Here is a 26,890-nt window from a genome sequence, read left to right as displayed (position 1 = left end):
CTACTGGGACGGCCCGCCGGAGGGGGGTCGGAGCACCGCGAACGGGTCGGTCACCACCATCGCGGTCTCGGCGAACCGGAACTGCGCGGCGGGCCTGCCGCCGCTGCGGCCGGGCTTGGTGGTGTGGCCGGTGGCCTCCAGCAGGCCGCGGCGGGCGAGCACCCGCTGCAGGTTGGTGGCCGAGACCCGGTAGCCGAGCGCGGCGGAGTACAGCTCGCGCAGCGCGGAGATCGTGAACTCCGGCGGGGCGAGGGCGAAGCCGACGTTGGTGTAGGACATCTTCGCCCGCAGCCGGTTGCGCGCTCGAAGCACGATCGCGCCGTGGTCGAAGGCGGTCTCGGGGAGGGCGTCGACGGCGTGCCACGCGGTGTCCGGCGGGAGCTCGGGATCGAGGTGCGAGGGGACGAGGCAGAGGAACGCCGTCGCGAGCACCCGGGGACCCGGCACCCGCTCCGGCGCGCTGAACACCGCGAGCTGCTCGACGTGGCTGACCTGCCTGACGTCGACTTTCTCGGCGAGCTGACGGCGGATCGAGGTCTCGACGTCCTCCCGCGCGCCCAGCGTCCCGCCGGGCAATGACCACCGGTGCGCGTGCGGTTCCCGTCCGCGTTCCCAGAGCACGACCCGCAGTGATCCGTCTCTCACCTGCAGCACAGCGGCCAGTACTTCGTGGGCCAGGGCGCTGTGCGGGGTGATAACATCAGCCATGTTTTCGATCCTAAGGCGAAAACCTCGGGAACGGAAACGCACCGGACGGATGGAGGACCCGATGACCGCCGAACTGCTCGACCTGACCCCGTACGGCGGGGTTGAGGCGGACGCCGCTTGGCGCGACGAGGTGCGCAGGCTCGCCCGGGAGCGGGACGCGGTCCTGCTGGCGCACAACTACCAGCTCCCGGAGATCCAGGACATCGCCGACCACACCGGCGACTCCCTGGCCCTGTCCCGGATCGCCGCGCGGAGCGACGCCTCGACGATCGTGTTCTGCGGCGTGCACTTCATGGCCGAGACCGCCAAGATCCTCAGCCCGGACAAGACCGTGCTGATCCCCGACGCCCGCGCGGGCTGCTCCCTCGCCGACTCGATCAACGCCGACGAGCTGCGCGCCTGGAAGGCCGAGCACCCCGGCGCGGTGGTGGTGTCCTACGTCAACACCACCGCCGAGGTGAAGGCCGAGACCGACATCTGCTGCACCTCCTCCAACGCCGTCGACGTGGTGGCCTCCATCCCCGCCGACCGCGAGGTGCTGTTCCTGCCCGACCAGTTCCTCGGCGCGCACGTCAGGCGGGAGACCGGCCGGGAGAACCTGCACATCTGGGCGGGGGAGTGCCACGTGCACGCGGGCATCAACGGCCCCGAGCTGGCCCAGCGCGCGGCCGAGAACCCCGAGGCCGACCTCTACATCCACCCCGAGTGCGGCTGCGCCACCTCGGCGCTCTACCTCGCCGGGGAGGGCATCGTGCCCAGCGAGCAGGTCAAGATCCTCTCCACCGGCGACATGGTGGGCCACGCCAAGGCGACCAAGGCCAAGACCGTGCTGGTGGCCACCGAGGTCGGCATGCTGCACCAGCTGCGCAAGGCGGCCCCCGGGGTGAACTTCGAGGCGGTCAACGACCGCGCGTCCTGCCGGTACATGAAGATGATCACCCCGGCCGCGCTGCTTCGCGGGCTGCGGGAGAACAAGGACGAGGTGCTCGTGGCGCCGGAGGTGGCCGCGCGGGCCAGGGGCGCCGTGCAGCGCATGATCGAGATCGGCACACCGGGCGGCGGCGAATGACCGCGCGCTGGGCCGCCCGCGCCGACCTCGTCGTGGTCGGCACCGGCGTCGCGGGCCTGACCGCGGCGCTGCGGGCCCACGAGCTGGGGCTGCGGGTGCTGGTGGTGACCAAGGCCGACGCCGAGGACGGCAACACCCGCTGGGCGCAGGGCGGCGTCGCCGTCGTCCTGCCCGGCGAGCACGACGCGGGCGACTCGGTCGCCCGCCACGTCGCCGACACGCTGACCGCGGGCGCGGGCCTGTGCGACGAGGACGCCGTGCGCGCGATCGTCGCCGGTGGCCCGGCCGCGGTGACGCGCCTGCGCTCGCTGGGCGCGGTCTTCGACAGCGGCCCGGACGGACGGCTGGCGCGCACCCGCGAGGGCGGCCACAGCGCGTTCCGCGTGGTGCACTCCGGCGGTGACGCGACCGGGGCCGAGGTCGAGCGGGCGCTGCTGGCCGCGACCCGCGACGGGCGCGTGCCGGTGCTGGAGGGCCATGTCGCCGTCGACGCCGTGCGCACGCCGTCCGGGGCCGTCGCCGGGCTGCTGGTGCTCGACCGCTCCGGGGTGCCCGGCGTGCTCGGCGCGCCCGCGGTGCTGCTGGCCTCCGGCGGGCTCGGGCAGCTCTACCAGGCCACGTCCAACCCCGAGGTGGCCACCGGCGACGGTGTCGCGCTCGCGCTGCGGGCCGGGGCCGCGGTGGCCGACATCGAGTTCGTGCAGTTCCACCCGACCGTGCTCTACACCGGGGCGGGCGCGCGCGGGCGCTGCCCGCTGGTCACCGAGGCCGTCCGCGGCGAGGGCGCCGTGCTGCTCGACGCGACCGGCGCGCCGGTGATGGCGGGCGTGCACCCGCTGGGTGACCTCGCCCCGCGCGACGTCGTGGCCGCGGCGATCACCCGCCACCTCGCCGCCGCCCCCGGCGGCGTCGACGACCACGTCTACCTCGACGCGACCGGCCTGGCCAGGTTCTCCGCCCGCTTCCCGACGGTGCACGCCGCCTGCGTCGCCGCGGGCATCGATCCGGCGCTCTCGCCGATCCCGGTGGCCCCGGCCGCGCACTTCGCCTGCGGCGGGGTGGTGACCACAGTGGACGGCCGCACCGCTGTCACCGGGCTCTACGCCGCCGGTGAGGTCGCCAGCACCGGCCTGCACGGCGCGAACCGGCTGGCGTCCAACAGCCTCCTGGAAGGGCTCGTCGTGGGCGCGCGGGCCGCCGAGGCCGTCGCCGCCGACCTGGCGCTGGGCCTGCTCGCCGACCCGCGGTCCACTCTGGACTCCCCGCTGCCGGTGGCGCCGGTGGCCTCCCGGGACTCCCTGCAGCGGGTGATGAGCCGCTACGCGGGCATCGGCCGCGACGCCGAGGGCCTCGACGTCGTCGGCTCGGTGCTCGACGTGTCCGCCCTCGCCCGGCCGCTGGAGACCAGGGAACTGGTCGAGGACGCCGCCCTCACCCTGGTCGCCCGCGCGCTGATCGCCGCGGCGTCGGCGCGCACCGAGAGCCGCGGCTGCCACGTGCGCACCGACTTCGCCGAGCGCGACGACGCGGCCTGGCGCCGCAGCCTCCTCGTGCGCACCACCCCGTCCGGCCAGCCCGTCCTGGCCCGCCCCATGGTCTTGGGAGGAGTCGCGTGAGCCTCGGCGAGGAAACCGACCGCGACGGCCAGGCGTACGAGAAGCGCGCGCAGGCAGGCATCAGCCTGGATCGGGCCGACCTGGACTGGGCTGGCCTGGACCGGGCCGGCCCGGACTGGGCTGGCCTGGACCGGGCCGATCTGGACCGGGTGGTGTCGACCGCGCTCGCCGAGGACCTGCGCTACGGCCCGGACGCCACCACCGAGGCCACCGTGCCCGCCGACGCGGTCGCCACCGCCGAGATCACCCCGCGCAAACCCGGTGTCCTCGCGGGCGTCCCGGTCGCGCTGGCGGTGTTCGAGAAGGTCGTCCCCGACCTGCGCGTGCTGTCCAGTGCGGAGGACGGGACGCGCGCGGTCCCCGGCGAGCCCGCGCTCGTCGTCCGCGGCAGCACCCGCGCCCTGCTCACCGCCGAGCGGACCGCGCTGAACCTGGTGTGCCACCTCTCCGGCATCGCCACCGCGACCGCGGCCTGGGTGGCGGCACTGGAAGGCACCGGCGCGGCCGTGCGGGACTCCCGCAAGACCCTGCCCGGCCTGCGGCTGCTGGAGAAGTACGCCGTGCGCTGCGGAGGCGGGCTCAACCACCGCCTCGGACTCGGCGACGCCATCCTCATCAAGGACAACCACGTCGTCGCCGCGGGCTCGGTCGCCAAGGCGATCGCCGCGGCCCGCGCGCACGCCCCGCACCTGTCGTGCGAGGTGGAGGTCGACACCCTCGACCAGCTCGACGAGGCGCTGGCCGCGCGGGCGGAACTGGTGCTGCTGGACAACTTCACCCCCGCCCAGTGCGCCGAGGCCGTCCGCCGCGCCCGCGGCACCGGGACCGGCCTGGAAGCCTCCGGCGGCCTGACCATCGACGTCGCCCGCGCCTACGCCGAGACCGGCGTCGGCTACCTTTCCGTCGGGGCCCTGACCCACTCGTCCCCGGCGCTGGACCTGGGCATGGACCTCTCGTCAAGGCCGGCCTGAGCGGGGCGAGCCGAACCTGGAGGGCGGATGGGCATGGCGGACACCGGTGAGCTGCCCGCGGGCCCCCGCCTGCCGCGGCCGCTGCAGACCGTGCTGTTCATGCGCTCGCGCCACCGCTTCGCGCCGCGCTGGCGCGAGCGGTACGGCCCGGTGTTCACCCTGCGCCTGGCCATGGGCCGCACGGTGGTGGTGATCACCAGGCCGGAGGACATCCGCGCGGTGTTCGCCGGGGCGCCGAGCGTGTTCCACGCGGGGGAGGGCAACGACATCCTGGCCCCGGTGATGGGCCGGGACTCGGTGCTGCTGCTGGACGAGGACGAGCACCTGCGCAGCCGCAAGCGGCTGATGCCCGCCTTCAACGGCGCGGCCCTGCGCGGGTACGCCGGGATGATGCGGGAGCTGGCGGCGGAGGCGGCCGCGCGGCTGCCGGTCGGCAGGGCGTTCCCCGTGCACGCGCCGATGAACGCGGTGACCCTGGAGATCATCCTGCGGGTGGTGTTCGGGATGGCCGAGGGGGAGCGGCTGGCCCGGCTGCGGCCGCTGATCGGCAAGGTGACCGACATCGGGCCGCTGGAGATCCTCGGCTGGACGTACCCGAGGCTCCAGCGCTTCCAGCCGTGGCGCCGGATGGGGGACGACCTCGCCGCGGTGAACGAGCTGCTCCACGCCGAGATAGCCGAGCGGCGCACCGAGGACCTGGCAGGCCGCGACGACGTGCTCTCGCGGCTGCTGGCCGCCGACCCGGCGACCCCGGACGCGCAGCTGCGCGACCACATGATCACCCTGCTGCTGGCCGGGCACGAGACCACGGCCACCGCCCTGGCGTGGGCCCTGCACGAACTGGCCCGCAACCCCGAGGTGCTGCGCCGCGCCCAGGCCGCCGCCGACACCGGCGACGAGGACTACCTGCACGCGGTGGCCAAGGAGGCCATGCGGCTGCGCCCGGTGATCTACAGCGTCGCCCGCAGGCTGACCGAGCCCACCGAGGTCGCCGGGCTGGTGCTCCCGGCGGGCACGGTCGTCACGCCCAGCATCGGCCTGGTGCAGAGCGATCCCGAGCACCACGCCGAGCCCCGGGAGTTCCGCCCGGAGCGCTTCGTCGGCGCGGGCCCGGAGACGGGCACCTGGATTCCCTTCGGCGGCGGGGTGCGGCGGTGCATCGGGGCGGGTTTCTCCCTCCAAGAGGCCGCGACCGTGCTCCAGGAGATCCTCACCCGCTACGACATCGCCCCCGTGGGCCCGCCGGAGCAGGTCCGCTCCCGCAACGTCACCCTGGTCCCGGCCAAGGGCGCGCGGATCGTCCTGCGCGAGCGCTGATCAGAGCCTGCGGTTGGCCAGCACCGGGATGGCCTCGCGGGCCAGGGCCGCCATCGCCGGGTCGACGTCGACGAACAGGATGTCCGGGGCGGGGCCCGCTTGCGCCACGATCCGGCCCATCGGGCCTGCCGCGGTGCTGTAGCCGATGCCGGTGGGCGCGGCGCCGGAGAGCGCAATGCCGGACGCGGCCGGGTCGGCCTGCCCGCAGGCCAGCACCCAGGAGGTCGAGTCCAGGGCGCGCGCCCTGGCCAGCAGCTCCCACTGCTCGCGCTTGCCCTCCCCGGAACCCCAGGACGCCGCCACCAGCATCACCATCGCGCCCTGGTCGGCCAGCCCCCGGAACAGCTCGGGAAACCGGATGTCGTAGCAGGTGGCGACGCCGAACACGACGTCGTCGACGGTGAAGGTGACCAGCTCCGAGCCCGCCGCCACCGTCTGGGACTCGGTGAAGCCGAACGCGTCGAACAGGTGGATCTTGTCGTAGCCCCGGTGCGTCCCGCGCCCGGTGATCAGCAGCGTGTTGCGCACCCTGCCGGACGGGTCGGGGGTGAACATCCCCGCCACCACCACGATCCCGTGCGCGTCCGCGGTCTCGCGGACGGCCGAGGCCCACGGCCCGTCCACCGCCTCGGCCACCGGGCCCAGCGGCACCCCGAAGCGGCACTGGGCGGCCTCCGGGAACACCGCCACGGCCGCACCCCCCGCCGCGGCTCGTGCCGTCCACGACCGGACGAGGTCGAGGTTGGCGGCTGGATCGTCGGTGCTGGTGATCTGGCACAGCGCCACGCGCACGTCTGCTCCCTTGGGGACGGGGGCCCACTGCGGGCCGATAGTGTCGGGTGCGTGGTTCCCAGGTTGTCAAGGCCGTCAATGGTGCTCGCCCTCGCCCTGCTGGCGACCGCCTGCACGGACACCCCGCCCCCGCCCGCCTCCGGCGACGGCGACGGGCGCTCCCTGGTGATCGCGGTGGGCGCCGCGCCGAAGAGCCTGGACCCGACCAAGGGGTACGCCCCCCACGGCGCCGCGCACCTCTACGACGGGCTCACCGAGCTGACCCCCACCGGCGTGCGCGCCGCGTTGGCCGCCACCCTCCCCGAACCCTCGGCCGACGGGTTGACCTGGACCGTCCGGCTGCGCACGGACGTCTCCTTCCACGACGGCACCGGCCTGGACGCCACCGACGTGGTCAGCACCTACCGGCAGGCGCCCAAGGAGCGGTTCTGGATGCTCGCGGGCGTCCAGCCGGTCAACGCGAGCACGGTCGCCTTCCGCCTCACCCAGCCCGTCCCGGACTTCGCCGCCCTGCTGACCCTCGGGATCAAGCCCAGCGAGTCCGCGGCCGGCGAGCAGGCAGTCGGCACCGGGCCCTACCGGCTGGCCGCGTGGGAGCCGGGCCGCAGGCTCGTCATGACCGCCAACCCCAGCTACTTCGGCGACCGGCCCGCCATCACCGAGATCACCGTCGAGTTCGTCCCCGACCCCGACGAGCGCGCCGCCCGGCTGCGCGCGGGCACCGTCGACGGCGCGCCGCTGCCCGCGCGGCTGGCCGCGGAGTTCGACGGCGCCGACGGGCTGAGCACCCTGACCCACCGGGCCGCCGACCTGCGGGCGGTCACGCTGCCCGGCGGGCACCCGGTCACCGGCGACCCGGCCGTGCGGCTGGCGCTCAACCTCGCGCTCGACCGGCAGGCGGTGGTGGACTCGGTGCTCGCGGGCGTCGGGGCGCCGGTGTCGGTGCCGGTGCCGGACGTGCAGGCGGAGTTCGTCGAACCCGCCGCGGCCTTCGCCCACGAGCCGGTGAGCGCCGCCACCGCGCTGACCTCGGCGGGCTGGGTCGCGGGGACCGACGGGATCAGGGCCCGCGACGGGGTGCGGGCGGCCTTCGCCGTCGGCCACCCCGATGGCGACGAGGAGGCGGCCGACCTCGTCGCGGCGTTCGCCAGGGCAGCCGCGGCCGTGGGCGTCGAGGTCACCGCGGCCCCCGGCGGCAAGGGCGGGGCCCAGTACCGGGCGGTCGGCGACCCGGTGGACCCCGCCGCCGCGCTGAGGGCGCTGCTCTACCCGGCGGGCGGGGCGGCGGCGACGGCCCTGGACAAGGCCAGGGCGGCGGGCGACCCCGTCGAGACGACCGTGGCCCTGCGCTCCGCCCAGCGCGCCAACCGGACCACCCCGGCCGCGGTCGTGCTGGCCCAGGCCGACCACACCTACGTCCACCGCGACGCCTGGGCGGGGCACCGGCCCGTCCCGGACGCGCCCGCGCCCGACCACACGTGGGGGGCTTGGTGGAATGTGGCTGACTGGACTCCCCGCTGACTGGACTCCCCACCGGGTGATTGAGTGGAGGCGTCCGCCACGCCACCGGGAGGGTTTCCGTGTCCTTCGATCTCGACGCCGTCCGAGCTGACACCCCCAGCTGCCTCGACCACGTGTTCCTCGACAGCGCGGGCTCGTCGCTGCCGCCGCGGCCGGTCGTGGACGCCGTGGTCGGCCACCTGCGGCGCGAGGCCGAGATCGGCGGCTACCTCGCCGCCGACGAGGCCGACCTCGACCAGGGCTACCCGCTGTTCGCCGAGCTGCTGGGCTGCGCGCCGGACGAGGTCGCCTTCACCGACAGCGCGACCCGCTCCTGGCTGGCGGCCTTCGACGCGATCCCGCTCGGCGAGGGCGACCGGGTGCTGGTCACCGAGGTGGAGTACGGCGGCAACGCCATCCCGATGCTGCACACCGCCGCCCGCACCGGGGTCAGCGTCGAGCCGGTGCCGTCCACCCCCGACGGCGAGGTCGACGTCGACGCGCTGCGCTCGATGCTCGACGAGCGGGTCAAGCTGGTCTCGCTGGTGCACGTGCCCACCAACGGCGGGCTGGTCAACCCGGTCGCCGAGGTCGTCGAGGCCGCCCACGGCGTCGGCGCGCTGGTGCTCCTGGACGCCTGCCAGTCCGCGGGCCAGGTGCCGGTGTCGGCCGCGGCCACCGGCGCCGACATCATCACCGGCACCGGCCGCAAGTGGCTGCGCGGGCCGAGGGGGACCGGGTTCCTGGTGGTCCGCGCGGGCGTGCAGGCCCGGCTGCGGCCCCGGCTGCCCGACCTGCACGGCGGCGAGTGGACCGACATCGACCAGGTCAAGGTCCGCGACGACGCGCGGGTCTTCGAGCTGTGGGAGAGCGGCGTCGCCGACCGGCTGGGGCTCTACGCCGCCGCGCGCTACATGCTGGACCTGGGCGTGGACACCGTCGCCGCCGAGGTGGCCGCGCGGGCTGGGCGGCTGCGGGCCGGGCTGGCCGAGGTGGCCGGGGTGACGGTGCACGACCTGGGCAGGCGGCGCTGCGGGATCGTCACCTTCGGCAAGGCCGGGGTGTCGGCGGCGGAGGTCCGCGACCGGCTGCGGCCACTGGGGGTGACGGTCACGGTCACCGGCCGCGACTCCACCCGCTACGACATGACGCGCCGCGGGCTCGACACGATCGTGCGGGCCTCGCCGCACTACTTCGTCAGCGACGAGCAGATCGACCAGGCGGTCGCGCTGGTCGCGGCCATGTGAGCTGCGCCTACCGGCGCGCCGGGCACGCCCAGGGGCGCACTACCCTGGTGAGGGTCGGCTGAAAGGACACCATGCTCACCCGAATCGACCTGCGATCCGCTGTCCCGTCGTCCGCCGAGCTGCGCACCACGCTGCCCCGGGCGCAGGTCGACGTGGACGCCGTGCTGCATCGGGTGCGGCCGATCGTCGAGGCGGTGCGGGACCGCGGCGCCGAGGCCGCGCTGGAGTACAGCGAGCGCTTCGACGGGACGCGGCCGGACACCGTCCGGGTGCCCGAGGCCGAGCTGGGCCGGGCGCTGGCGTCGCTGGACCCCGCGGTCAGGGCGGCGCTGGAGGAGTCGATCTCGCGGGCCCGGCGCGTGCACGCCGACCAGCGGCGGGTGGACGCCACGACCAGGGTCGTGCCGGGCGGGACGGTCACCGAGCGCTGGGTGCCGGTCGCGCGCGTCGGGCTGTACGCGCCCGGCGGGCTGGCGGTGTACCCGTCGAGCGTGGTCATGAACGTGGTGCCCGCGCAGACCGCGGGCGTGGAGTCGCTGGTGGTCTGCTCGCCGGGGCAGGCGGAGTTCGGCGGGCTGCCGCACCCCGCGGTCCTGGCCGCGGCCGCCCTGCTGGGGGTCACCGAGGTGTGGGCGCTCGGCGGGGCCCAGGCGATGGCGCTGCTGGCCTACGGCGGCGTGGACACCGACGGCTCGCCGCTGGACCCGGTGGACATGGTCACCGGGCCGGGCAACATCTACGTCACCGCGGCCAAGCGGATGCTGCGCGGGTTCATCGGGATCGACTCCGAGGCGGGGCCGACCGAGATCGCCGTGCTGGCCGACTCCGGCGCCGACCCGGCGCACGTGGCCGCCGACCTGATCAGTCAGGCCGAGCACGACCCGCTGGCCGCCAGCGTGCTGGTCACCGACTCGCCCGCCCTCGCCGACGCCGTCGACGCCGAGCTGGCCGCGCGGGTGCCCGCGACCAAGCACAGCGAGCGGGTCGCCGAGGCGCTGTCCGGGCCGCAGTCGGGCTGCGTGCTCGTGTCCTCTGTGGACGACGGTCTGCGGGTCGTGGACGCCTATGCCGCCGAGCACCTGGAGATCCAGACCGCCGACGCCGCCGCGGTGGCGGCCAGGGTCCGCAACGCCGGGGCGGTGTTCGTCGGGCCGTGGTCGCCGGTGTCGCTGGGCGACTACTGCGCGGGCTCCAACCACGTGCTGCCGACCGGCGGCTGCGCGCGGCACTCCTCGGGGCTGTCGGTGCAGACCTTCCTGCGCGGCATCCACGTCGTGGAGTACACAGAGGACGCCCTGCGCTCGGTGGCAGGCCACGTGGTCGCACTGGCCAACGCCGAGGACCTGCCCGCGCACGGCGAGGCCGTCACCGCGCGGTTCGGGGCCCGCCCATGAGCGCGCCCGGCTCCTCGGTCGACCTGGCCGACCTGCCGCTGCGCGAGGACCTGCGCGGCCGCACTCCCTACGGCGCGCCGCAGCTGGACGTGCCGGTCCGGCTCAACACCAACGAGAACCCCTACCCGCCGCCGCCGGAGCTGGTCGCCGACATCGTGGCGGCGGTGGGGGAGATCGCGGGCACGCTGAACCGCTACCCCGACCGCGACGCCGTGGCGCTGCGCACGGAGCTGGCCGCATACCTGGGCGGCTCGACCGGGGTCGGGCTGACGGTGGCGAACCTGTGGGCGGCCAACGGGTCCAACGAGATCCTGCAGCAGATCCTGCAGGCCTTCGGCGGCCCGGGGCGGAGCGCCATGGGGTTCGAGCCGTCGTACTCGATGCACCCGATCATCGCCGCCGGGACGCGCACGGAGTGGGTGCCTGCGCCCCGGCGCGCGGACTTCTCCCTCGACGTCGAGGCGGCGTGCGCGGTCGTGGCGGAGCGGTCCCCGGACGTGGTCTTCGTGACCAGCCCGAACAACCCGACCGGCCAGTCGATCCCGCTCTCGGAGCTGCGCTCGCTGGTGGCGGCCTGCCGGGGTGTGGTCGTGGTGGACGAGGCGTACGCGGAGTTCTCCTCCCGGGAGAGCGCGGTGCGCCTCATCGAGGAGTTCCCGACCCGGGTGATCGTCACCCGCACGATGAGCAAGGCGTTCGCCTTCGCGGGCGGGCGCCTGGGCTACCTGGCCGCCGCCCCCGCGGTGGTCTCGGCCCTGCTGCTGGTGCGCCTGCCGTACCACCTCTCGGCGCTGACCCAGGCGGGGGCGCTGGCCGCGCTGCGGCACGCCCCGGCGACCCTGGCCTCCGTGCACGCCCTGGCCGCCGAACGCGACCGCGTCGTCGGGGTGCTGACCGAGCTGGGCGCCGCCGTCGTCGACAGCGACGCCAACTTCCTGCTCTTCGGACCGTTCCCCGACCGCGCGGGCACCTGGCAGTCCTATTTGGACAGGGGCGTCCTGGTTCGCGACGTCGGCATCGATGGCCACCTCCGCGTCACCATCGGCACCCCCGCCGAGAACGACGCGTTCCTGGCCGCCAGCAAGGAGATCGTGTGATGGCCAACCGCACCGGCCGCGTCGAGCGGGTCACCAAGGAGTCCTCCGTCGTGGTCGAGGTCGACCTCGACGGCACGGGCAAAGTCGAGGTCGACACCGGCGTTCCCTTCTACGACCACATGCTGACGGCGTTCGGCGCGCACGCCGCCTTCGACCTGACCGTCTCCGCCTCGGGCGACACCCACATCGACGCCCACCACACGGTGGAGGACGTGGCCATCGTCCTGGGCCAGGCGCTGCGCGAGGCTTTGGGCGACAAGTCCGCCATCCGCCGCTTCGGCGACGCCTGGATTCCCATGGACGAGACGCTGGCGCACGCCGCCGTCGACGTCTCGGGCAGGCCGTACTGCGTGCACACCGGGGAACCGGAGTCGATGGTCGCCTTCACGGTGGGCAACAACTACCCCACGGTCCTCAACCGCCACGTCTTCGAGTCCATCGCCTTCCACGCCCAGATCGCCCTGCACCTGCGCGTGATCCACGGCCGCGACCCGCACCACATCACCGAGGCGGAGTACAAGGCCTTCGCCAGGGCCCTGCGGGCCGCCTGCGAACCCGACCCCCGGATCGGCGGCATCCCGTCGACCAAGGGCGTCCTGTAGAAGGAGCAGTTGTGCAGCCACTGGCCACCATCGGCCTGCTCGCCCTGGCGGGCATCCTCGTCGGGGGCGCCTACACGACGTGGAAGACCGCCAGGCTGATGGCCGTGGTCCTGGGCGTCCTGGCCCTGCTCGCCGCGGGCGGGGCCGTCGCCTGGTACCTGTCCTAGCGCTTGTCAGCCGATGCCGCCCTCGGTGCCCGCCTTCAGCCGGGGGGCGCCGGGGCCGAAGGCGGCCAGGTGGTCGTTGGTGTTGATCAGGGTGCAGGACTTCAGGGACAGGCAGCCGCAGCCGATGCAGCCGGTCAGGTTGTCGCGGAGCCGGTGCAGGGCGTCGATGCGGGTGTCGATCTCCGCCTGCCACATCTTCGACAGCCGGGCCCAGTCCGCCTTGGTGGGCGTGCGCCCGTCCGGCAGGGTGGCCAGGGCGTCGCGGATCTCCTCCAGGGACAGGCCGACGCGCTGGGCCGTGCGGACGAAGGCCAGGCGGCGGAGGACGGCCCTGGGGTAGCGGCGCTGGTTGCCCGCGGTGCGCAGCGAGGCGATGAGGCCGCGCTCCTCGTAGAACCGCAGCGCGGTGTGCGGGATGCCGCTGCGGTCGGCTACCTCACCGATGGTCAGGTGGTCAGGCAGGGTGGACACCGGCCCGAGCGTACCCGCCGTTCCTCAATGTAGGTCGAGGTACTTCGGCGGCACGTGGGCCGCCAGCCACACGCCGTTGGCGCTGAGGAAGAAGTCCAGGCCGTCGGCGGCCATCCGGGCGGCCGCGACCCGCAGGATGACGGGACGGCCGTGCCGGGAGCCGACCCGGGTGGCGGTCTCGACGTCGGCGGAGAGGTGGACGTGGGTCCGGCGCATGGGGCGCAGGCCCTCGGCGCGGATCGCCGCCAGGGCGGGGGCCACGGTGCCGTGGTAGAGGACGTCCGGGGGGTCGGCGGGGCGCAGGCCGAGGTCGACCGGGACCGAGTGGCCCTGGCTGGCCCGGATCAGGGCGCCGGTCGGGTCGTAGGCGAAGCGCGACTTGCTGTTGTCGGCGACCACCTCGTCGAGTTCCGCGCGGGTCATCCGCAGGTGGGCCAGCACCTCGGGGACGGGGACCCAGCCCGCGGCGTCCATGGTGACGCCGGTGGGGTCGTGCCGCAGGAGGTGGGCGAGCCGCTTGGAGCGGCGGATCATGTCGTTCATCTCGTGGTCAAGTAGAGCAGGGCGGCGCAACGGGATTACCGGTCCACTCCGGACGGCCCGGGGTCAGCTGCTGTAGGCCGCCGGTTCCTTGGCCCGCCGTGCCGCGGGCGGAATGACGGGCTCCCGGGTCTCGGCCGTCAGCAGGGCCGCGGCGAGACCCACCCACAGCAGGGCGAGCGCGACCGGCCAGAGGACGCCCTCGCTGGCCGCCAGATAGCCGTCCACCAGCGCGGCGGAGACGAGCACCGCCGCCAGGGCCCACCGCACAAGTTGATCACCCATCGCCATCACCACCCACGACGGGTGTACCCACTTCCGCGACATCCCAACCACCAGTTAAGGTCACGGTCGGGTCACGGCGAGGGGCGACTACGCTGTGAGCGTGGCACGTGTCGTCGTACTGGATTACGGCTCAGGGAACCTCCGCTCCGCCGAGCGCGCCCTGCGCCGCGTCGGCGCCGACGTCGAGGTGACCGCCGACTTCCGCGCCGCGCTCGACTGCGACGGCCTGGTCGTCCCCGGGGTGGGCGCGTTCGCCGCGTGCATGGCCGGGCTCAAGGGCGTGCGCGGCGACCGGCTCATCGAGCGCAGGCTGGCCGGGAGCCGCCCGGTGCTGGGCATCTGCGTGGGCATGCAGATCCTCTTCGACCGCGGCATCGAGCACGGCGTGGAGAGCGAGGGCTGCGGGCAGTGGCCCGGCACGGTCGACCGCCTGGAGGCCGAGATCGTCCCGCACATGGGCTGGAACACCGTGCGCCCGCCGGAGAAGTCGGTCCTGTTCGAGGGCTTGGACGACGCCCGCTTCTACTTCGTGCACTCCTACGCCGCGCGCACCTGGGACCTCGTCGCCGAGCCGCCGATGATCCCGCCGCTGGTGACCTGGGCCACCCACGGCGGGGACTTCGTCGCCGCCGCCGAGAACGGCCCGCTCTCGGCCACCCAGTTCCACCCGGAGAAGTCCGGCGACGCCGGGGCGCAGCTCCTGCGCAACTGGCTCATCGCGCTGAAATAGCGCCCCGTAGGCTGACGCGGTGAGCTTCCAGCTGCTGCCCGCCGTCGACGTCGTCGACGGCAAGGCCGTCCGCCTCACCAGGGGCGAGGCGGGCACCGAGACCGAGTACGGCACCCCGTGGGACGCGGCCGCCGCCTGGCAGGCCGACGGGGCGCGGTGGCTGCACCTGGTCGACCTCGACGCCGCCTTCGGCCGCGGCGACAACCGCGAGCTGATCGCCGAGGTCGTCGGCAGGCTCGACATCAAGGTCGAGCTCTCCGGCGGCCTGCGCGACGACGAGACCCTCGCCGCCGCCCTGGCCACCGGCTGCGCGCGCGTCAACCTCGGCACCGCCGCGATCGAGAACCCGCAATGGTGCGCCGCGGCCATCGCCGAGTACGGCGAGAAGGTCGCCGTCGGCCTGGACGTGCGCATCGGCGACGACGGCATCCGCGTCGCGGGCCGCGGCTGGACCACCGACGGCGGCGACCTGTGGGAGACCCTGGCCCGCCTCGACGCCGACGGCTGCAGCCGCTACGTCGTCACCGACGTCAGCCGCGACGGCACCCTCACCGGCCCCAACCTCGACCTGCTGCGCCAGGTCTGCGCCCGCACCACCGCCCCGGTCATCGCCTCCGGCGGCGTCTCCAGCCTCGACGACCTCCGCGCCCTCGCGACCCTCGCCGACGACGGCGTCGAGGGCACGATCATCGGGAAAGCCTTGTACAACGGCAACTTCACCCTCCCGGACGCCCTCGCCGCCGTGCGCTGACCCGGGCGCGCCCGGTCAGGCCGGGTCCACTGTCAGGGCGATGCCGATGGTGCCCTTGCCGCCGCGGCGGAGTTTGCTGCCCGCGATGACGAGGAAGCCCGCGATGCCGTACTTGCCGCGGATCAGGGTGCGGGCGCGTTCGGTGCCGTCGGCGTCGAGGAGGCGGGCGGTGGCCGGGACCGGGGTGCCCTTGGGGTTGCCCTTGATGTCGCACTCGGCGAGTTCGACGCGGGGGTTGTTGCGCATCCGCTTGACCTTGCCGGAGTCGGTGACGGTCCAGATGAGGAGTGCGGCGCCGTCGCGGGCCACCCAGACCGGGGTGGGGACGGCGCGGCCGTCGCGGCGGTAGGTGGTGACGAGCAGGTACTTGCCCGAACCGAGGCGCGCGAGGACGTCGGAGGTCATGGGGCCACCGTAGGGGATCGGGCGACCGGCGGGAATTCGACGGAAGTTCACCCGGGCAGTGGGTGTGACACTCCTCATCGAGGTGTACCACTGAAAGGCGTGACCATTACGCCGTTCGACCGCCGCGCCTTCCTCCGCAGTTCCGCTGTCGCCGGGGGCGTGCTGCTGATCCCGGCCGCGCTCGCCGCCAAGGCCGCCGCGGCGGCCGTGCCGCAATTCGCGCACGGCGTCGCCTCCGGCGATCCGCTGCCCGACCGGGTCCTGCTGTGGACCCGGGTCACCCCCACCCCCGAGTCGACGCCCGGGTCCGGCCAGGGCCCCAGCGTCGAGGTGCGCTGGGAGGTGGCGACCGACGCGGCGTTCAGCGCCGTGGTGGCCAGCGGCGCGCTCACCACCGGGCCGGAGCGCGACCACACCGTCAAGGTGGACGCGGCCGGACTCGCCCCCGCCACCGCGTACCACTACCGGTTCCTCCTCGACGGGATCGCCTCCGCCACCGGCCGCACCGCCACCGCGCCCGCGGCCGACGCCGATGTCGCGAGCCTGCGCCTCGGCCTGGTCTCCTGCTCCAACTGGCAGGCGGGCTACTTCTCCGCCTACCGCCACCTCGCCGCCCGCGCCGACCTCGACGGCGTCCTGCACGTCGGCGACTACCTCTACGAGTACCCCGTCGGCGGCTTCGGCGCCCGCGGCGTCACCGTCCGCCCGCACGTGCCCGCCAACGAGATGGTGACCATCGCCGACTACCGCAGGCGCCACGCCCACTACAAGACCGACCCGGACCTGCAGGCCCTGCACGCGGCCAAGCCCTGGTTCATCACCTGGGATGATCATGAGTACGCCAACGACACCTGGTCCGACGGCGCCGAGAACCACCAGCCGGGCGAGGGCCCGTGGAGCACCCGCAAGGCCGCCGCCCGCCAGGCGTACTTCGAGTGGATGCCGGTGCGCCAAGGGCCCCAGGGCGAGATCTACCGCCGCCTGCGCTGGGGCCGCCTGGCCGAACTGTCCCTATTGGACCTGCGCAGCTACCGCTCCAAGCAGACCACGCCCTCCAGCGGCAATCCGGACGACCCGGCCCGCACGATCACCGGCGACCCGCAGATGGCCTGGCTCAAGTCCGGCCTGCTGACCGACGCCCGGTGGAAGCTGGTCGGCAACTCGGTGATGGCCACCCCGATCTCGCTGTCCAACGTCGAATCCCGCTTCCTCGAAGCCCTCGGCCAGCTGCTGGGCCTGCCGATCGGCGGGGTCGCGGCCAACGCCGACGCCTGGGACGGCTACACCGCCGACCGCCAGGAACTGCTCGGCCACCTCAAGGACAACCGGATCACCAACACCGTCTTCCTCACCGGCGACATCCACACCTCGTGGGGCGCCAACGTGCCGCTGGACCGGTCGAGCTACTGGTGGAACGGCAACAGCGCCGCCGTCGAGTTCGTCACCCCCTCGGTGACCAGCGACAACATCGACGACATCCTCAACGTCGCCCCGCGCACGGTCTCCCCGGTCGCCGAGAGCGCGCTGATGGCGCGCAACTGGCACCTCAAGTACGTCGAGCTGGACTCCCACGGCTACTCCGTGGTCGACGTGGACCGGGCCCGCGTGCAGGTCGACTGGTACTACGTGGACCGGCTCAGCCCGACGTCGGGCGTGCGCCACGGCAAGTCGCTGGCCACCCTCAGCGGCACCCAGAAGATCGCCGGGTGAGCGCTCACCCTCCATGCCGGGCGGGGGCCAGCCCGGTGTGGAGGGTGAGCCCGTGCGCCGACAGCACCTGCTGCACCGGCTGGAAGTACGTCGTGCCCCCGCTGGAGCAGTTGCCCGACGCGCCCACGACGAGCCCCTGCGCGTGGCCGTTCCACATGATCGGGCCGCCCTCGTCGCCGGGCTCCGAGCAGAGCGAGGTGCGGGTCAGGCCGTAGATGACGCCGCCGGAGTAGTACACGGTGACGTTCTTGGCCTGCACGGTGCCGCAGCGCCAGCCGGTCGTCGGCCCGCTGCGGCACACGCTCGCGCCGACCGGCGCGGACTGGGCCCCGACCACGGTGATCGTCGTGCCGTTGGGACCGCGGACCAGCGGCGTCGACGTCGCCCCCGCGGGTGGCGTGAGCACGCTGGTCTGCCAGGCCGAGCCGGTGCACCGGCCGCCGACCAGGATGCGGTGCTCCCCGGCCATGGTCTTGGCGTTGTAGCCGACGACGCACCGCATGCCGTTGTAGATGAAGGAGTCACCCCCGACGAGCGGCGCGAGGGGGATCAGCAGCGCGAGCACGGCGGCGGCGATCACGAGACCTCCAAGGACGGCGTCACCTCTGACGGTAGGCACGGGCGGTGCGGCCGAGGCAGCCGCCATTCGGCTACCGCCATTGCCATCTCGGTGGTCAAGGCACTTGGCGGCCCGTGCCGCCCTCCCGCGCGCGGTGCTCGACACCGTCGAGTCGGCCGGTGATCGGATCATTTACCGGGGGAGGGTTCCTCCGACAAGAGGTATGCGCGGCGCGCCAGGGTCGCTATTTTTGGCCCGCCTGATCACGGAGGTCTGATGTCCGCTGCCACCGCACTGTCCACACTGCTGGACGGCCTGGGGGAGGCCCGAAGGACCCTGCGGACCGACCCGGCCCTCGCCGGGTTCGTCGCCCTGGTGCAGGAGGGCATCGACGCCTGGGAGGCGACGCTGGTCGCGATCGACGGCGGCGCCGACGGCTCGGCGCACCTGGGGACCGTGGGCGGGCTGTTCACCGCGGACGAGGACCTCGTCAAGGACACCCAGACGGCCGAGGACATGGTGCGCCTCGGGGTGGGCACGCCGTCGCACCGGCTGCAGGCCGGCCTGGTCCCGGTCCGCCGCGAGCTGGTGAGGGCGAACAACCCCGTCGTCGCCCTGCTGCGCAAGGCGGCCGTGCTCGGCAGGCGGACGCAGAGCCGCTGGCGCGGCCAGCAGGGCCGCGAGTCGGCCCAAGTGGACCGCGACCTCAAGCTGGAGGAGGTCCGGGTGGCCGTGAAGGACCTGGTGGCCGACCTCCGCGAACTGGTCGACCAGGTGCGCCGGGAGACCCGGCCCGCATGACCGGCCAGCGATAGCTGGACCGGATCAACTGGCTGGATCGGCTGACCGGATCAACTGGGCCGGATGCACTGACCGGATTGGCCGGGTCGGATCAGCTGGGCCGATTGGCTGGGTCGGGTCAGCTGGCCGATTGGTCGGGCCGGATTGGCCGGGCCGGATCAGCTGGCCTGGATGACTGGGCCGGGATGATTGGGCCGGGATGGCTGGGCCGGTGAGCCTGCCTCACCGGTCGCCGGGGGTGAACGCCGCCGTCGTAGGCTGCGCGCATGGCTGTGGCGGTGCGCGTGATCCCCTGTCTCGACGTCGACGCGGGCCGGGTGGTGAAGGGCGTCAACTTCACCGACCTGGTCGACGCGGGCGACCCGGTCGAACTGGCCGCCGCCTACGACGCCGAGGGCGCCGACGAGCTGACCTTCCTCGACGTCACCGCCTCCTCGGGAGAGCGCGAGACCACCTACGACGTCGTCCGGCGCACCGCGGAGCAGGTCTTCATCCCGCTGACCGTCGGCGGCGGCATCCGCGAGGTCGGCGACGTGGACCGGCTGCTGCGCGCGGGCGCGGACAAGGTCAGCGTCAACACCGCCGCCATCGCCCGCCCGGAGTTCCTCCGCGAGGCGTCGCACCGCTACGGCGCCCAGTGCATCGTCCTGTCGGTCGACGCCCGGCGGGCCGGGACCACCCCCTCCGGCTTCGAGGTCACCACCCACGGCGGCAGGCGGGGCACCGGCATCGACGCGGTGGAGTGGGCCGCGCGCGGGCAGGAGCTGGGCGTGGGGGAGATCCTGCTGAACTCCATGGACGCCGACGGCACCAAGGCGGGCTTCGACCTCGAGCTGATCCGGCTGGTGCGCGCCGTCGTGGACGTGCCGCTGATCGCCAGCGGCGGGGCGGGCGCGCTGGAGCACTTCCCGCCCGCGGTCGCCGAGGGCGCCGACGCCGTGCTCGCCGCCAGCGTGTTCCACTTCGGACAGCTGCGCATCGGCGAGGTCAAGGACGCCCTGCGCGCGGCGGGGGTGGAGGTCCGATGACCCGTCCCATCGAGGTGCGGGCAGTCATTCTGATCTTCGCCGTCGGCGCGGTCGCGTTCGTCGGCGCGGGCATCCTGCGCGACGCGGTCGCGTTCCCGCTGCTGGCCGCGATCGTCTCGGGCCTGACCGCGGCGGGCCTGGTGACGCGGTGGCACCCGGCCAGGGGGGTGGCGTTCGTGGTGGCCGCGCTGCTGGCCGTGGCGCACACCCTGGTCGTGCTGGGCCCGGTCCACTGGGGATTCCGGGTGCTCTCGGGGGTGCTCGCCGCGGGGTACGTGTACGTGGTCGTGCTGCTCCTGACCAAGCCCGCGCGGGAGTACTTCGGAGGGGTGTTCGATGAGTGAGCTGGACCCGGGGATCGCCGCCCGGCTCAAGCGGAACCCGGACGGGCTGGTGTGCGCGGTGGCGCAGCAGCGGGGCACGGGGGAGGTGCTGATGGTCGCCTGGATGGACGACGAGGCACTGCACCGCACCCTGACCACGCGCCGGGCGACGTACTTCTCGCGCAGCCGGGGACGGCTGTGGGTCAAGGGCGAGACCTCCGGCCACACCCAGGAGGTCCACGACGTCCGCCTCGACTGCGACGGCGACACGGTCCTGCTGGTCGTCGACCAGCGGGGCGCCGCCTGCCACACCGGCGCCCGCACCTGCTTCGACGCCGACACCCTGCTCTGAGCAGGCCGTGTTTCAGACCTGGATCTCGCCGGTCAGGTACCGCTGGATCGTCGGGCCGATCGCGGCGACGAGGGTGTCCACGTCCTGGGTCGAGATCGGCTCGAAGTGCGCGACGTAGCGCACCATGCCCAGGCCGATCATCTGGCTGGCCACGAGGTTGGCGCGCAGCAGGCCGGTCTCGGTGTCGCCGAGGGCGTTGAGCATCTCGCCGAACACCTGGTGGACGAAGTACTCCCGCAGCGCGTTGGCCACTTGGTCGTGGGAGGACACGCTCCTGATCATCGCGGTGAAGACCCCGCCTGCCTGCCCGTCCCAGGCGGTCAGGAAGGTCCGGATGATCCGCTCGCCCAGCATGTCGCGGTCGCCCTTGAGGATCTCGGCGATCAGCGCCTTCGGGTTGAACGGCAGGTTCAGCACCGCCTGGGCGAACAGGGCCTCCTTGCTGCCGAACCAGTGGTTCACCATCGCCGCGTCCACCCCGGCCCGCCCGGCGATGGCGCGGACGGTGGCCCCCTCGTAGCCGTTCTCGCCGAACACCTCGCGGGCGGCGGACAGCAGGGCGGCACGGGTGTCGGCGCCGCCGGGGCGGCGGCCGCGGCGGCGTTCCGGCTCGGCAGTCACCCCTCCATCATGGCCTACCGCCGCTGGCGCTCAACGCACGTTGAATTAAACCCGGAACCGGCGGACCGGCCGGGCACGGCAGAATGACGCCCATGGTGAGTGCGATCGGCGTCCAGCCGCGGTACCCGGCTCCGGCGGGCATGGGCGATGTGAGCCCGTCCCGGGAGGAGTTCCACACCCTCGCCGCCGACCGGCGGGTCATCCCCGTGGTCCGCAGGGTGCTGGCCGACGCCGAGACCCCGGTCGGGGTGTACCGCAAGCTCGCGGGCGGCAGGCCGGGGACGTTCCTGTTCGAGTCCGCCGAGAACGGGCGGTCGTGGTCGCGCTGGTCCTTCGTCGGGGTGCGCAGCCCCGCCGCGCTCACCGCCACCGGGGGCGAGGCGCACTGGACCGGCACCCCGCCGGTCGGGCTGCCCGACGGCGGCGACCCGCTCGACGCGCTGCGCGAGACCGTCCGCGTGCTGCACAGCGACCCGCTGCCCGGCCTGCCGCCGCTGACCGGGGGCATGGTCGGGTTCGTCGGCTACGACTCGGTGCGCCGCCTCGAGCGCCTGCCCGAGCTGACCGAGGACGACCTCAAGCTCCCCGAGCTGGTCATGCTGCTGGCCACCGACCTCGCCGCGCTCGACCACCACGAGGGCACCATCACCCTCATCGCCAACGCGGTGAACTGGGACGACGCCCCCGAGGGGGTCGAGGCCGCCTACGACGACGCCGTCGCCCGCCTCGACGCCATGACCGTCGCCCTGCAGACCCCGGCCCCGCCGTCGGCCACGGTCTTCACCCGCCCGCAGCCCGACTACCGCCGCAAGCGCACCCCGGAGGACTTCCAGTCCGCCGTGCGCACCGCCAAGGAGGCCATCCGCGCGGGCGAGGCCTTCCAGGTGGTGCTCTCCCAGCGCTTCGAGGTCGACACCGACGCCGACCCGCTCGACGTCTACCGCGTGCTGCGCACCACCAACCCCAGCCCGTACATGTACCTGCTGCGCCTCGACGGCTTCGACATCGTCGGCTCCAGCCCCGAGGCCCTGGTCACCGTGCGCGACGGGCGGGCCACGACGCACCCCATCGCCGGGACGCGGTGGCGCGGGGTCGACCCGGACGAGGACCAGATCCTGGAGAAGGACCTGCTCGCCGACGAGAAGGAGCGCGCGGAGCACGTCATGCTCGTCGACCTCGGCCGCAACGACCTGGGCCGGGTGTGCTCGCCGGGCACCGTGCGGGTGCTCGACTTCTTCCGCGTCGAGCGCTACAGCCACGTCATGCACATCGTCTCCACCGTCACCGGCGAGCTGGCCCCGGGCAAGACCGCCTTCGACGCCGTCGCGGCCTGCTTCCCCGCGGGCACGCTGTCCGGCGCGCCCAAGCCGAGGGCGATGGAGCTGATCGAGGAGCTGGAGCCGACCCGCAGGGGCCTCTACGGCGGCGTCGTGGGCTACCTGGACTTCGCGGGCGACGCCGACACCGCCATCGCCATCCGCACCGCGCTCATCCGCGGCGGCGTGGCGTACGTGCAGGCCGGGGCGGGCATCGTGGCCGACTCCAACCCGCAGGCCGAGGACACCGAGTGCGTCAACAAGGCCGGGGCCGTGCTGGCCGCCATCGCCACGGCCGAGACCATGCGCCCGGCCGCGCCCACGGATGGGTAAGCGTCCACTCTGGACGGCGGTGCTGACGCTGCTGTGCGCCGCCGGGGCGCTCTCCGCCGCCTCGACGCTGGCTTGGGGCGGGCGGACCCGGCCGCGGCCCGGCACCGACGTCCCGCTCGCGGTGGACGTGCCCGGCTCGGAGGTCGCGCCCGCCCTGGTCCCGCTGGCCCTGCTGGGCCTGGCGGGCATCGCCGGGGTGCTCGCGCTGTCGGGCGCCTGGCGCAGGGCCGTCGGCCCGCTGCTGGCCGCCGCGGGGGTGTACCCGGTCTGGGCCGGGCTGAACGCCCCCGCGCTGACCTGGGGCTCCGGCCTCGCCGTGCTGGGCGGGGTCCTGCTCGCCGCCGCGGGCGCGGTGATCTTCCTGCGGGGCCAGGCGATGCCCCGTATGGGAGCGCGCTACTCCGCGCCAGCTTCCGGCAGGAAGACGCAACCGGACTTGTGGCAGTCCCTCACCGATGGCGATGATCCCACCGACTTGCCGCGGTGAACCGCCGACCCGGTTCGGGGGGCTCCGCAGGGCCGGAGCTAGCATCGAACCGGCGGGAAGGGGCAGCGCTTGTGAGGCAATACACGAGCAGGTCAACGAACGAGGGTGCCGCATGAACATGAGCATCCTGGAGTCGATCGTCAACGGTGTCCGGGAGGACCTCGCGGCGCGCGAGGCCATGATTCCCTTCGACGCCATCAAACAGCTGGCCCTCAAGGCCGCGCCCCCCAGGGACGCGCACGCCGCGCTGCGGGCCTCCGACGTCGGGGTGATCGCCGAGGTGAAGCGGCGCAGCCCGTCCAAGGGCGACCTCGCCCCGATCGCCGACCCGGCGTCGCTGGCGAAGGACTACGCCGACGCGGGCGCCAGGGTCATCAGCGTGCTCACCGAGGGCCGCCGCTTCGGCGGGTCGCTCGCCGACTTCGACGCCGTGCGCGCCAAGGTCGACATCCCCCTGTTGCGCAAGGACTTCGTGGTCGCGCCCTACCAGGTGCACGAGGCGCGCGCGCACGGCGCGGACATGGTGCTGCTCATCGTGGCGGCGCTGGAGCAGCCGGTGCTGGCGTCGCTGCTGGACCGCGTGGAGTCCCTCGGGATGACCGCGCTGGTCGAGGTGCACACCGCCGAGGAGGCCGACCGGGCCCTGGAGGCGGGCGCGTCGGTCATCGGCGTCAACGCCCGCGACCTGCACACCCTGAAGGTCGACCGGGACGTCTTCGGGCGGCTGGCACCGGGGCTGCCGTTCGAGACGGTGAAGATCGCCGAGTCGGGCGTGCGCGGGCCGAGCGACCTGATGACCTACGCCGGGGCGGGCGCGGACGCCGTGCTCGTCGGCGAGGGCCTGGTCACCAGCGGCGACCCGAAGGCCGCGCTGCAGCAGCTGGTCACCGCGGGCTCGCACCCCGCCTGCCCGAGGCCGAGCCGATGAGCGACGACGAGCGGGGGACGGCGCGGGACTTCGACGCCCACGCCCAGAGCGGGCACGACCCCGACCAGCGCGGCCACTTCGGCGTCTTCGGCGGCCGGTACATGCCCGAGGCGCTCATCGGCGCGCTGGACGAGCTGGCCGCCGAGTACGACAAGGCCCGGCTGGACCCGGAGTTCATCGCCGAGTTCAACCGCCTCCTGCGCGACTACGCGGGCAGGCCGTCGCTGCTGACCGAGGCCCCGCGCTTCGCCGAGCACGCGGGCGGCGCCCGGGTGTTCCTCAAGCGCGAGGACCTCAACCACACCGGCTCTCACAAGATCAACAATGTGCTGGGCCAGGCGCTGCTCACCAAGCGGATGGGCAAGGAGCGGGTCATCGCCGAGACCGGCGCGGGCCAGCACGGAGTGGCCACGGCCACCGCGTGCGCGCTGCTCGGCCTCGACTGCGTGGTCTACATGGGCGAGGTCGACACCCAGCGCCAGGCGCTGAACGTGGCCAGGATGCGGCTGCTCGGCGCCGAGGTCATCCCGGTGACCTCCGGCTCCCGGACGCTCAAGGACGCCATCAACGAGGCGCTGCGCGACTGGGTGACCAATGTGGACAGCACCCACTACCTGCTCGGCACGGCGGCGGGCGCGCACCCGTTCCCCCTGATGGTGCGCAACTTCCACCGCATCATCGGCGCCGAGGCGCGCGCGCAGATCCTCGACCTGGCGGGCAGGCTGCCCGACGTGGTCACCGCGTGCGTCGGCGGCGGGTCCAACGCCATCGGCATCTTCCACGGCTTCGTCGACGACGCGGACGTGCGGCTGGTCGGCATCGAGCCCGGCGGGCACGGGATCGCCTCCGGCGAGCACGGCGCGACGCTGTCCGAGGGCAGCCCGGGGGTGCTGCACGGGGCGATGTCGTACCTGCTGCAGGACGAGGACGGCCAGACCATCGAGGCGTACTCCATCTCGGCGGGCCTGGACTACCCCGGCGTCGGCCCCGAGCACTCCTGGCTCAAGGACACCGGCCGCGCCGAGTACCGCTCGGCCACCGACGACGAGGCGATGGCCGCGTTCAAGCTGCTGGCCCGCACCGAGGGCATCATCCCGGCGATCGAGTCCGCGCACGCCCTGGCCGGGGCGATGGTGCTGGGCCGCGAGCTGGGCCCCTCCGGGCTCGTGCTGGTGAACCTGTCCGGGCGCGGGGACAAGGACATGGACACCGCGGCGAAGTACTTCGGCTTCTCGGAGGAGTCCTGATGGGCAGGCTCGACCCGCTGTTCTCCGCTGTGCGCGCCGAGGGGCGGGCCGCGCTCGTCGGGTACCTGCCCGCGGGGTTCCCGACCGTGGACGGGTCCGTCGAGCTGCTGACCGGCATGGTCGACGCGGGCTGCGACCTGATCGAGGTCGGCGTCCCGTACTCCGACCCGGTCATGGACGGCCCGACGATCCAGGCGGCGGCCGAGACGGCGCTGTCGGCGGGCTTCCGGCTGCGCCAGCTGTTCTCCGTGGTGGAGGCCGTCGCCTCCGCCGGTGGGCGGGCTGTGGTGATGACGTACTGGAACCCGGTGCTGCGCTACGGGGTGGACGCGTTCGCCCGCGACCTCGCCGCCGCCGGGGGCCTGGGCATCATCACGCCCGACCTGGTGCCGGACGAGGCCGAGGACTGGATGGCCGCCTCCGCCGCGCACGAGCTGGACCGGATCTTCCTGGTGGCGCCCTCGTCGTCCCCGGAGCGCATCGCGACGACCGTCGCGGCGTCCTCCGGGTTCGTCTACGCCACCGCGGTCATGGGCGTGACCGGGGCGCGCGACGCCGTCGGGTCGGCCGCCGAGGGCCTGGTGGCCCGCACCCGCGAGCACACCGACCTGCCGATCGGCGTGGGCCTCGGCGTGCGGTCCGGGGCGCAGGCCGCCGAGGTGGCCGGTTTCGCCGACGCCGTCATCGTCGGCTCGGCCTACGTCACCCACGCCGCCGACGGGGTCGCCGGGGTGCGGGCCCTGACCGAGGAACTGGCCGCCGGGGTACGACGGGCACCATCCACGATCGGGTGAACTCGGGCGCGGGGCCGCTGACCTGGCCCCGTTCCTGTCGGTGGCCGTCCCGATACTCGCCGCATGCAGTTCGTGCTCCCGCATTCGGCGTGCCAGACTGGTTTGGCACCGGTTGACCTCGGAGGTGCCCCAGAGTGGCCATGCCCATCGATTACGACTCCTACTTCCGGCGCCCCCACAAGTGGACGCTGGGCGAGGTGTTCATGCTCCCCGATGACGAGGGTGAGCGGGTCGAGCTCGTCGACGGCGAGCTCGTCGTGAGCCCGGCGCCGAGCATCCCGCACCAGCGGGTCGAGCGCCGCGTCCTCGTGGGGTTCGACTCGGTGCTGCCCGCGACCATGGAGGTTCTCAGCGGGGTCAATGTCGTCCTGAACCTCTCCAGGATGCTGATTCCCGACATCACGGTCGTGGGCACCCCGGGGAGGAACGCGCTGTTCTTCGAGCCGGGGGAAGTCCTCCTGGTCGTGGAGATCGTGTCGCCGTCCTCGCGCACCTACGACCGGACCCGGAAGCGCGTCCTCTACGCCGAGGCGGGGATCGAGCACTACGTGGTGGTCGACCCGACGGTCACGCCTGTGCGGACCGACGTGCTCCGCCTGTCGCAGGGCAGGTACGAGCCGGTGGGGGAACCCATGTTGGGGATGTTCGCGCTGACCGAGCCGTTCGAGGTCGCCGTCAAGCTCGACTGAGGCCACCTCCTCACAGCCACGAGACGCCAGGCCGTTACGG

General features: G+C 73.8%; 31 protein-coding genes. 23 read left to right on the top strand and 8 right to left on the bottom strand.

Annotated features, from left to right (window positions below; genetic code table 11):
• Nucleotides 1-708: an NUDIX hydrolase gene (locus ACTG9Q_RS30350; protein WP_455576365.1), complete on the bottom strand. Its 708-nt coding sequence runs from the start codon at nucleotides 706-708 to the stop codon at nucleotides 1-3.
• 61 nt (nucleotides 709-769) lie between these two features.
• Here ACTG9Q_RS30350 and nadA point away from each other — a divergent pair, with 61 nt between their 5' ends.
• The 4 genes from nadA to ACTG9Q_RS30330 all read left to right on the top strand — a co-directional run bounded on the left by nadA (nucleotide 770) and on the right by ACTG9Q_RS30330 (nucleotide 5,681).
• A complete protein-coding gene (gene nadA, locus ACTG9Q_RS30345; protein ID WP_455576364.1) occupies nucleotides 770-1,777 on the top strand; it encodes a quinolinate synthase NadA in 1,008 nt (335 codons plus the stop codon).
• Nucleotides 1,774-3,393, top strand: a complete 1,620-nt coding sequence (locus ACTG9Q_RS30340) for an L-aspartate oxidase (protein ID WP_455576363.1) — start codon at nucleotides 1,774-1,776, stop codon at nucleotides 3,391-3,393. The genes nadA and ACTG9Q_RS30340 overlap by 4 nt, the downstream gene beginning before the upstream one ends.
• An 80-nt stretch (nucleotides 3,394-3,473) precedes the next feature.
• Entirely contained in the window at nucleotides 3,474-4,364 is an 891-nt protein-coding gene (gene nadC, locus ACTG9Q_RS30335; protein ID WP_455576409.1) for a carboxylating nicotinate-nucleotide diphosphorylase, read from the top strand.
• Between the two features lie 27 nt (nucleotides 4,365-4,391).
• Nucleotides 4,392-5,681, top strand: coding sequence for a cytochrome P450 (locus ACTG9Q_RS30330; RefSeq protein ID WP_455576362.1), 1,290 nt, complete (start codon nucleotides 4,392-4,394; stop codon nucleotides 5,679-5,681).
• Here the strand turns inward: ACTG9Q_RS30330 and ACTG9Q_RS30325 are convergent, their stop codons facing one another.
• A complete protein-coding gene (locus ACTG9Q_RS30325) occupies nucleotides 5,682-6,473 on the bottom strand; it encodes a carbon-nitrogen hydrolase family protein (protein ID WP_455576361.1) in 792 nt (263 codons plus the stop codon). It lies immediately after the preceding gene.
• 63 nt (nucleotides 6,474-6,536) lie between these two features.
• Between ACTG9Q_RS30325 and ACTG9Q_RS30320 the strand changes: the two genes are divergently transcribed.
• The 6 genes from ACTG9Q_RS30320 to ACTG9Q_RS30295 all read left to right on the top strand — a co-directional run bounded on the left by ACTG9Q_RS30320 (nucleotide 6,537) and on the right by ACTG9Q_RS30295 (nucleotide 12,480).
• Nucleotides 6,537-7,994: an ABC transporter substrate-binding protein gene (locus ACTG9Q_RS30320; protein ID WP_455576360.1), complete on the top strand. Its 1,458-nt coding sequence runs from the start codon at nucleotides 6,537-6,539 to the stop codon at nucleotides 7,992-7,994.
• A gap of 59 nt (nucleotides 7,995-8,053) precedes the next feature.
• Nucleotides 8,054-9,220, top strand: coding sequence for an aminotransferase class V-fold PLP-dependent enzyme (locus ACTG9Q_RS30315; protein WP_455576359.1), 1,167 nt, complete (start codon nucleotides 8,054-8,056; stop codon nucleotides 9,218-9,220).
• Between the two features lie 71 nt (nucleotides 9,221-9,291).
• Complete coding sequence (gene hisD, locus ACTG9Q_RS30310) at nucleotides 9,292-10,614, top strand: histidinol dehydrogenase (RefSeq protein WP_455576358.1); 1,323 nt, start codon at nucleotides 9,292-9,294, stop codon at nucleotides 10,612-10,614.
• Nucleotides 10,611-11,711, top strand: a complete 1,101-nt coding sequence (locus ACTG9Q_RS30305) for a histidinol-phosphate transaminase (protein ID WP_455576357.1) — start codon at nucleotides 10,611-10,613, stop codon at nucleotides 11,709-11,711. Before hisD ends, ACTG9Q_RS30305 begins: the two co-directional genes overlap by 4 nt.
• Nucleotides 11,711-12,313 (top strand): imidazoleglycerol-phosphate dehydratase HisB, encoded by a 603-nt coding sequence (gene hisB, locus ACTG9Q_RS30300; protein ID WP_455576356.1) that lies wholly within the window; start codon nucleotides 11,711-11,713, stop codon nucleotides 12,311-12,313. The genes ACTG9Q_RS30305 and hisB overlap by 1 nt, the downstream gene beginning before the upstream one ends.
• 11 nt (nucleotides 12,314-12,324) lie before the next feature.
• Complete coding sequence (locus ACTG9Q_RS30295) at nucleotides 12,325-12,480, top strand: hypothetical protein (protein ID WP_455576355.1); 156 nt, start codon at nucleotides 12,325-12,327, stop codon at nucleotides 12,478-12,480.
• Between the two features lie 6 nt (nucleotides 12,481-12,486).
• On the opposite strand, the gene soxR is transcribed toward ACTG9Q_RS30295, so the two are convergent.
• The 3 genes from soxR to ACTG9Q_RS30280 all read right to left on the bottom strand — a co-directional run bounded on the left by soxR (nucleotide 12,487) and on the right by ACTG9Q_RS30280 (nucleotide 13,776).
• On the bottom strand, nucleotides 12,487-12,951 hold the full coding sequence (gene soxR, locus ACTG9Q_RS30290; RefSeq protein ID WP_455576354.1) for a redox-sensitive transcriptional activator SoxR: 465 nt from the start codon (nucleotides 12,949-12,951) through the stop codon (nucleotides 12,487-12,489).
• Nucleotides 12,952-12,975: 24 nt separating this feature from the next.
• Entirely contained in the window at nucleotides 12,976-13,494 is a 519-nt protein-coding gene (locus tag ACTG9Q_RS30285; protein ID WP_455576353.1) for an RNA 2'-phosphotransferase, read from the bottom strand.
• A gap of 63 nt (nucleotides 13,495-13,557) precedes the next feature.
• Nucleotides 13,558-13,776, bottom strand: coding sequence for a hypothetical protein (locus ACTG9Q_RS30280; RefSeq protein ID WP_455576352.1), 219 nt, complete (start codon nucleotides 13,774-13,776; stop codon nucleotides 13,558-13,560).
• Nucleotides 13,777-13,876: 100 nt separating this feature from the next.
• Between ACTG9Q_RS30280 and hisH the strand changes: the two genes are divergently transcribed.
• Both hisH and priA read left to right on the top strand, forming a co-directional pair.
• Nucleotides 13,877-14,506, top strand: coding sequence for an imidazole glycerol phosphate synthase subunit HisH (gene hisH / locus ACTG9Q_RS30275; protein ID WP_455576351.1), 630 nt, complete (start codon nucleotides 13,877-13,879; stop codon nucleotides 14,504-14,506).
• A 19-nt stretch (nucleotides 14,507-14,525) separates the two neighbouring features.
• On the top strand, nucleotides 14,526-15,257 hold the full coding sequence (gene priA / locus ACTG9Q_RS30270; protein WP_455576350.1) for a bifunctional 1-(5-phosphoribosyl)-5-((5-phosphoribosylamino)methylideneamino)imidazole-4-carboxamide isomerase/phosphoribosylanthranilate isomerase PriA: 732 nt from the start codon (nucleotides 14,526-14,528) through the stop codon (nucleotides 15,255-15,257).
• 15 nt (nucleotides 15,258-15,272) lie between these two features.
• On the opposite strand, the gene ACTG9Q_RS30265 is transcribed toward priA, so the two are convergent.
• A complete protein-coding gene (locus ACTG9Q_RS30265) occupies nucleotides 15,273-15,662 on the bottom strand; it encodes a PPOX class F420-dependent oxidoreductase (RefSeq protein WP_455576349.1) in 390 nt (129 codons plus the stop codon).
• Nucleotides 15,663-15,761: 99 nt separating this feature from the next.
• Between ACTG9Q_RS30265 and ACTG9Q_RS30260 the strand changes: the two genes are divergently transcribed.
• A complete protein-coding gene (locus ACTG9Q_RS30260) occupies nucleotides 15,762-17,372 on the top strand; it encodes an alkaline phosphatase D family protein (RefSeq protein WP_455576348.1) in 1,611 nt (536 codons plus the stop codon).
• Nucleotides 17,373-17,376: 4 nt separating this feature from the next.
• On the opposite strand, the gene ACTG9Q_RS30255 is transcribed toward ACTG9Q_RS30260, so the two are convergent.
• Nucleotides 17,377-17,952, bottom strand: a complete 576-nt coding sequence (locus ACTG9Q_RS30255) for a S1 family peptidase (protein WP_455576347.1) — start codon at nucleotides 17,950-17,952, stop codon at nucleotides 17,377-17,379.
• A gap of 255 nt (nucleotides 17,953-18,207) precedes the next feature.
• On the opposite strand from ACTG9Q_RS30255, the gene ACTG9Q_RS30250 reads away from it, so the two are divergent.
• From ACTG9Q_RS30250 to hisI, 4 genes are all read left to right on the top strand, one after another.
• On the top strand, nucleotides 18,208-18,732 hold the full coding sequence (locus tag ACTG9Q_RS30250) for a hypothetical protein (protein ID WP_455576346.1): 525 nt from the start codon (nucleotides 18,208-18,210) through the stop codon (nucleotides 18,730-18,732).
• A gap of 266 nt (nucleotides 18,733-18,998) precedes the next feature.
• A complete protein-coding gene (gene hisF / locus ACTG9Q_RS30245) occupies nucleotides 18,999-19,760 on the top strand; it encodes an imidazole glycerol phosphate synthase subunit HisF (protein WP_455576345.1) in 762 nt (253 codons plus the stop codon).
• The gene (locus ACTG9Q_RS30240; RefSeq protein ID WP_455576344.1) at nucleotides 19,757-20,104 is read left to right on the top strand and encodes a hypothetical protein; all 348 of its coding nucleotides are present in this window, start codon (nucleotides 19,757-19,759) and stop codon (nucleotides 20,102-20,104) included. The genes hisF and ACTG9Q_RS30240 overlap by 4 nt, the downstream gene beginning before the upstream one ends.
• On the top strand, nucleotides 20,097-20,435 hold the full coding sequence (hisI, locus tag ACTG9Q_RS30235; protein ID WP_455576343.1) for a phosphoribosyl-AMP cyclohydrolase: 339 nt from the start codon (nucleotides 20,097-20,099) through the stop codon (nucleotides 20,433-20,435). The genes ACTG9Q_RS30240 and hisI overlap by 8 nt, the downstream gene beginning before the upstream one ends.
• A 12-nt stretch (nucleotides 20,436-20,447) precedes the next feature.
• Here hisI and ACTG9Q_RS30230 read toward each other — a convergent pair whose 3' ends face one another.
• Complete coding sequence (locus ACTG9Q_RS30230; RefSeq protein ID WP_455576342.1) at nucleotides 20,448-21,056, bottom strand: TetR/AcrR family transcriptional regulator; 609 nt, start codon at nucleotides 21,054-21,056, stop codon at nucleotides 20,448-20,450.
• A 92-nt stretch (nucleotides 21,057-21,148) separates the two neighbouring features.
• On the opposite strand from ACTG9Q_RS30230, the gene ACTG9Q_RS30225 reads away from it, so the two are divergent.
• The 6 genes from ACTG9Q_RS30225 to ACTG9Q_RS30200 all read left to right on the top strand — a co-directional run bounded on the left by ACTG9Q_RS30225 (nucleotide 21,149) and on the right by ACTG9Q_RS30200 (nucleotide 26,850).
• A complete protein-coding gene (locus tag ACTG9Q_RS30225; RefSeq protein ID WP_455576341.1) occupies nucleotides 21,149-22,705 on the top strand; it encodes an anthranilate synthase component I in 1,557 nt (518 codons plus the stop codon).
• Between the two features lie 19 nt (nucleotides 22,706-22,724).
• A complete protein-coding gene (locus ACTG9Q_RS30220; protein WP_455576340.1) occupies nucleotides 22,725-23,192 on the top strand; it encodes a Trp biosynthesis-associated membrane protein in 468 nt (155 codons plus the stop codon).
• A 118-nt stretch (nucleotides 23,193-23,310) separates the two neighbouring features.
• Nucleotides 23,311-24,120 carry an indole-3-glycerol phosphate synthase TrpC gene (gene trpC, locus ACTG9Q_RS30215; RefSeq protein WP_455576408.1) on the top strand — a complete coding sequence of 270 codons (810 nt, stop codon included), beginning with the start codon at nucleotides 23,311-23,313 and terminating at the stop codon, nucleotides 24,118-24,120.
• Nucleotides 24,099-25,367 (top strand): tryptophan synthase subunit beta, encoded by a 1,269-nt coding sequence (trpB, locus tag ACTG9Q_RS30210; protein ID WP_455576407.1) that lies wholly within the window; start codon nucleotides 24,099-24,101, stop codon nucleotides 25,365-25,367. The genes trpC and trpB overlap by 22 nt, the downstream gene beginning before the upstream one ends.
• On the top strand, nucleotides 25,367-26,161 hold the full coding sequence (gene trpA / locus ACTG9Q_RS30205) for a tryptophan synthase subunit alpha (RefSeq protein ID WP_455576339.1): 795 nt from the start codon (nucleotides 25,367-25,369) through the stop codon (nucleotides 26,159-26,161). Before trpB ends, trpA begins: the two co-directional genes overlap by 1 nt.
• 140 nt (nucleotides 26,162-26,301) lie before the next feature.
• On the top strand, nucleotides 26,302-26,850 hold the full coding sequence (locus ACTG9Q_RS30200; protein WP_455576406.1) for a Uma2 family endonuclease: 549 nt from the start codon (nucleotides 26,302-26,304) through the stop codon (nucleotides 26,848-26,850).
• Nucleotides 26,851-26,890: the final 40 nt, after the last annotated feature.

It is taken from the genome of Actinokineospora lacus, assembly GCF_053813445.1.
This window is presented reverse-complemented; position numbering and strand designations above follow the sequence as displayed.

Bases quoted from the DNA above. Each gene is read 5' to 3' on its own strand.
- hisD (WP_455576358.1), top strand. From the start codon at position 9,292: ATGCTCACCCGAATCGACCTGCGATCCGCTGTCCCGTCGTCCGCCGAG.
- trpA (WP_455576339.1), top strand. From the start codon at position 25,367: ATGGGCAGGCTCGACCCGCTGTTCTCCGCTGTGCGCGCCGAGGGGCGG.
- trpC (WP_455576408.1), top strand. From the start codon at position 23,311: ATGAGCATCCTGGAGTCGATCGTCAACGGTGTCCGGGAGGACCTCGCG.
- hisI (WP_455576343.1), top strand. From the start codon at position 20,097: ATGAGTGAGCTGGACCCGGGGATCGCCGCCCGGCTCAAGCGGAACCCG.
- ACTG9Q_RS30280 (WP_455576352.1), bottom strand. From the start codon at position 13,776: ATGGGTGATCAACTTGTGCGGTGGGCCCTGGCGGCGGTGCTCGTCTCC.
- ACTG9Q_RS30340 (WP_455576363.1), top strand. From the start codon at position 1,774: ATGACCGCGCGCTGGGCCGCCCGCGCCGACCTCGTCGTGGTCGGCACC.
- nadA (WP_455576364.1), top strand. From the start codon at position 770: ATGACCGCCGAACTGCTCGACCTGACCCCGTACGGCGGGGTTGAGGCG.
- ACTG9Q_RS30330 (WP_455576362.1), top strand. From the start codon at position 4,392: ATGGGCATGGCGGACACCGGTGAGCTGCCCGCGGGCCCCCGCCTGCCG.
- hisF (WP_455576345.1), top strand. From the start codon at position 18,999: ATGGCTGTGGCGGTGCGCGTGATCCCCTGTCTCGACGTCGACGCGGGC.
- ACTG9Q_RS30250 (WP_455576346.1), top strand. From the start codon at position 18,208: ATGTCCGCTGCCACCGCACTGTCCACACTGCTGGACGGCCTGGGGGAG.
- ACTG9Q_RS30225 (WP_455576341.1), top strand. From the start codon at position 21,149: ATGGTGAGTGCGATCGGCGTCCAGCCGCGGTACCCGGCTCCGGCGGGC.
- ACTG9Q_RS30240 (WP_455576344.1), top strand. From the start codon at position 19,757: ATGACCCGTCCCATCGAGGTGCGGGCAGTCATTCTGATCTTCGCCGTC.
- ACTG9Q_RS30200 (WP_455576406.1), top strand. From the start codon at position 26,302: ATGCCCATCGATTACGACTCCTACTTCCGGCGCCCCCACAAGTGGACG.
- ACTG9Q_RS30350 (WP_455576365.1), bottom strand. From the start codon at position 708: ATGGCTGATGTTATCACCCCGCACAGCGCCCTGGCCCACGAAGTACTG.
- ACTG9Q_RS30265 (WP_455576349.1), bottom strand. From the start codon at position 15,662: ATGACCTCCGACGTCCTCGCGCGCCTCGGTTCGGGCAAGTACCTGCTC.
- hisB (WP_455576356.1), top strand. From the start codon at position 11,711: ATGGCCAACCGCACCGGCCGCGTCGAGCGGGTCACCAAGGAGTCCTCC.
- ACTG9Q_RS30285 (WP_455576353.1), bottom strand. From the start codon at position 13,494: ATGAACGACATGATCCGCCGCTCCAAGCGGCTCGCCCACCTCCTGCGG.
- ACTG9Q_RS30305 (WP_455576357.1), top strand. From the start codon at position 10,611: ATGAGCGCGCCCGGCTCCTCGGTCGACCTGGCCGACCTGCCGCTGCGC.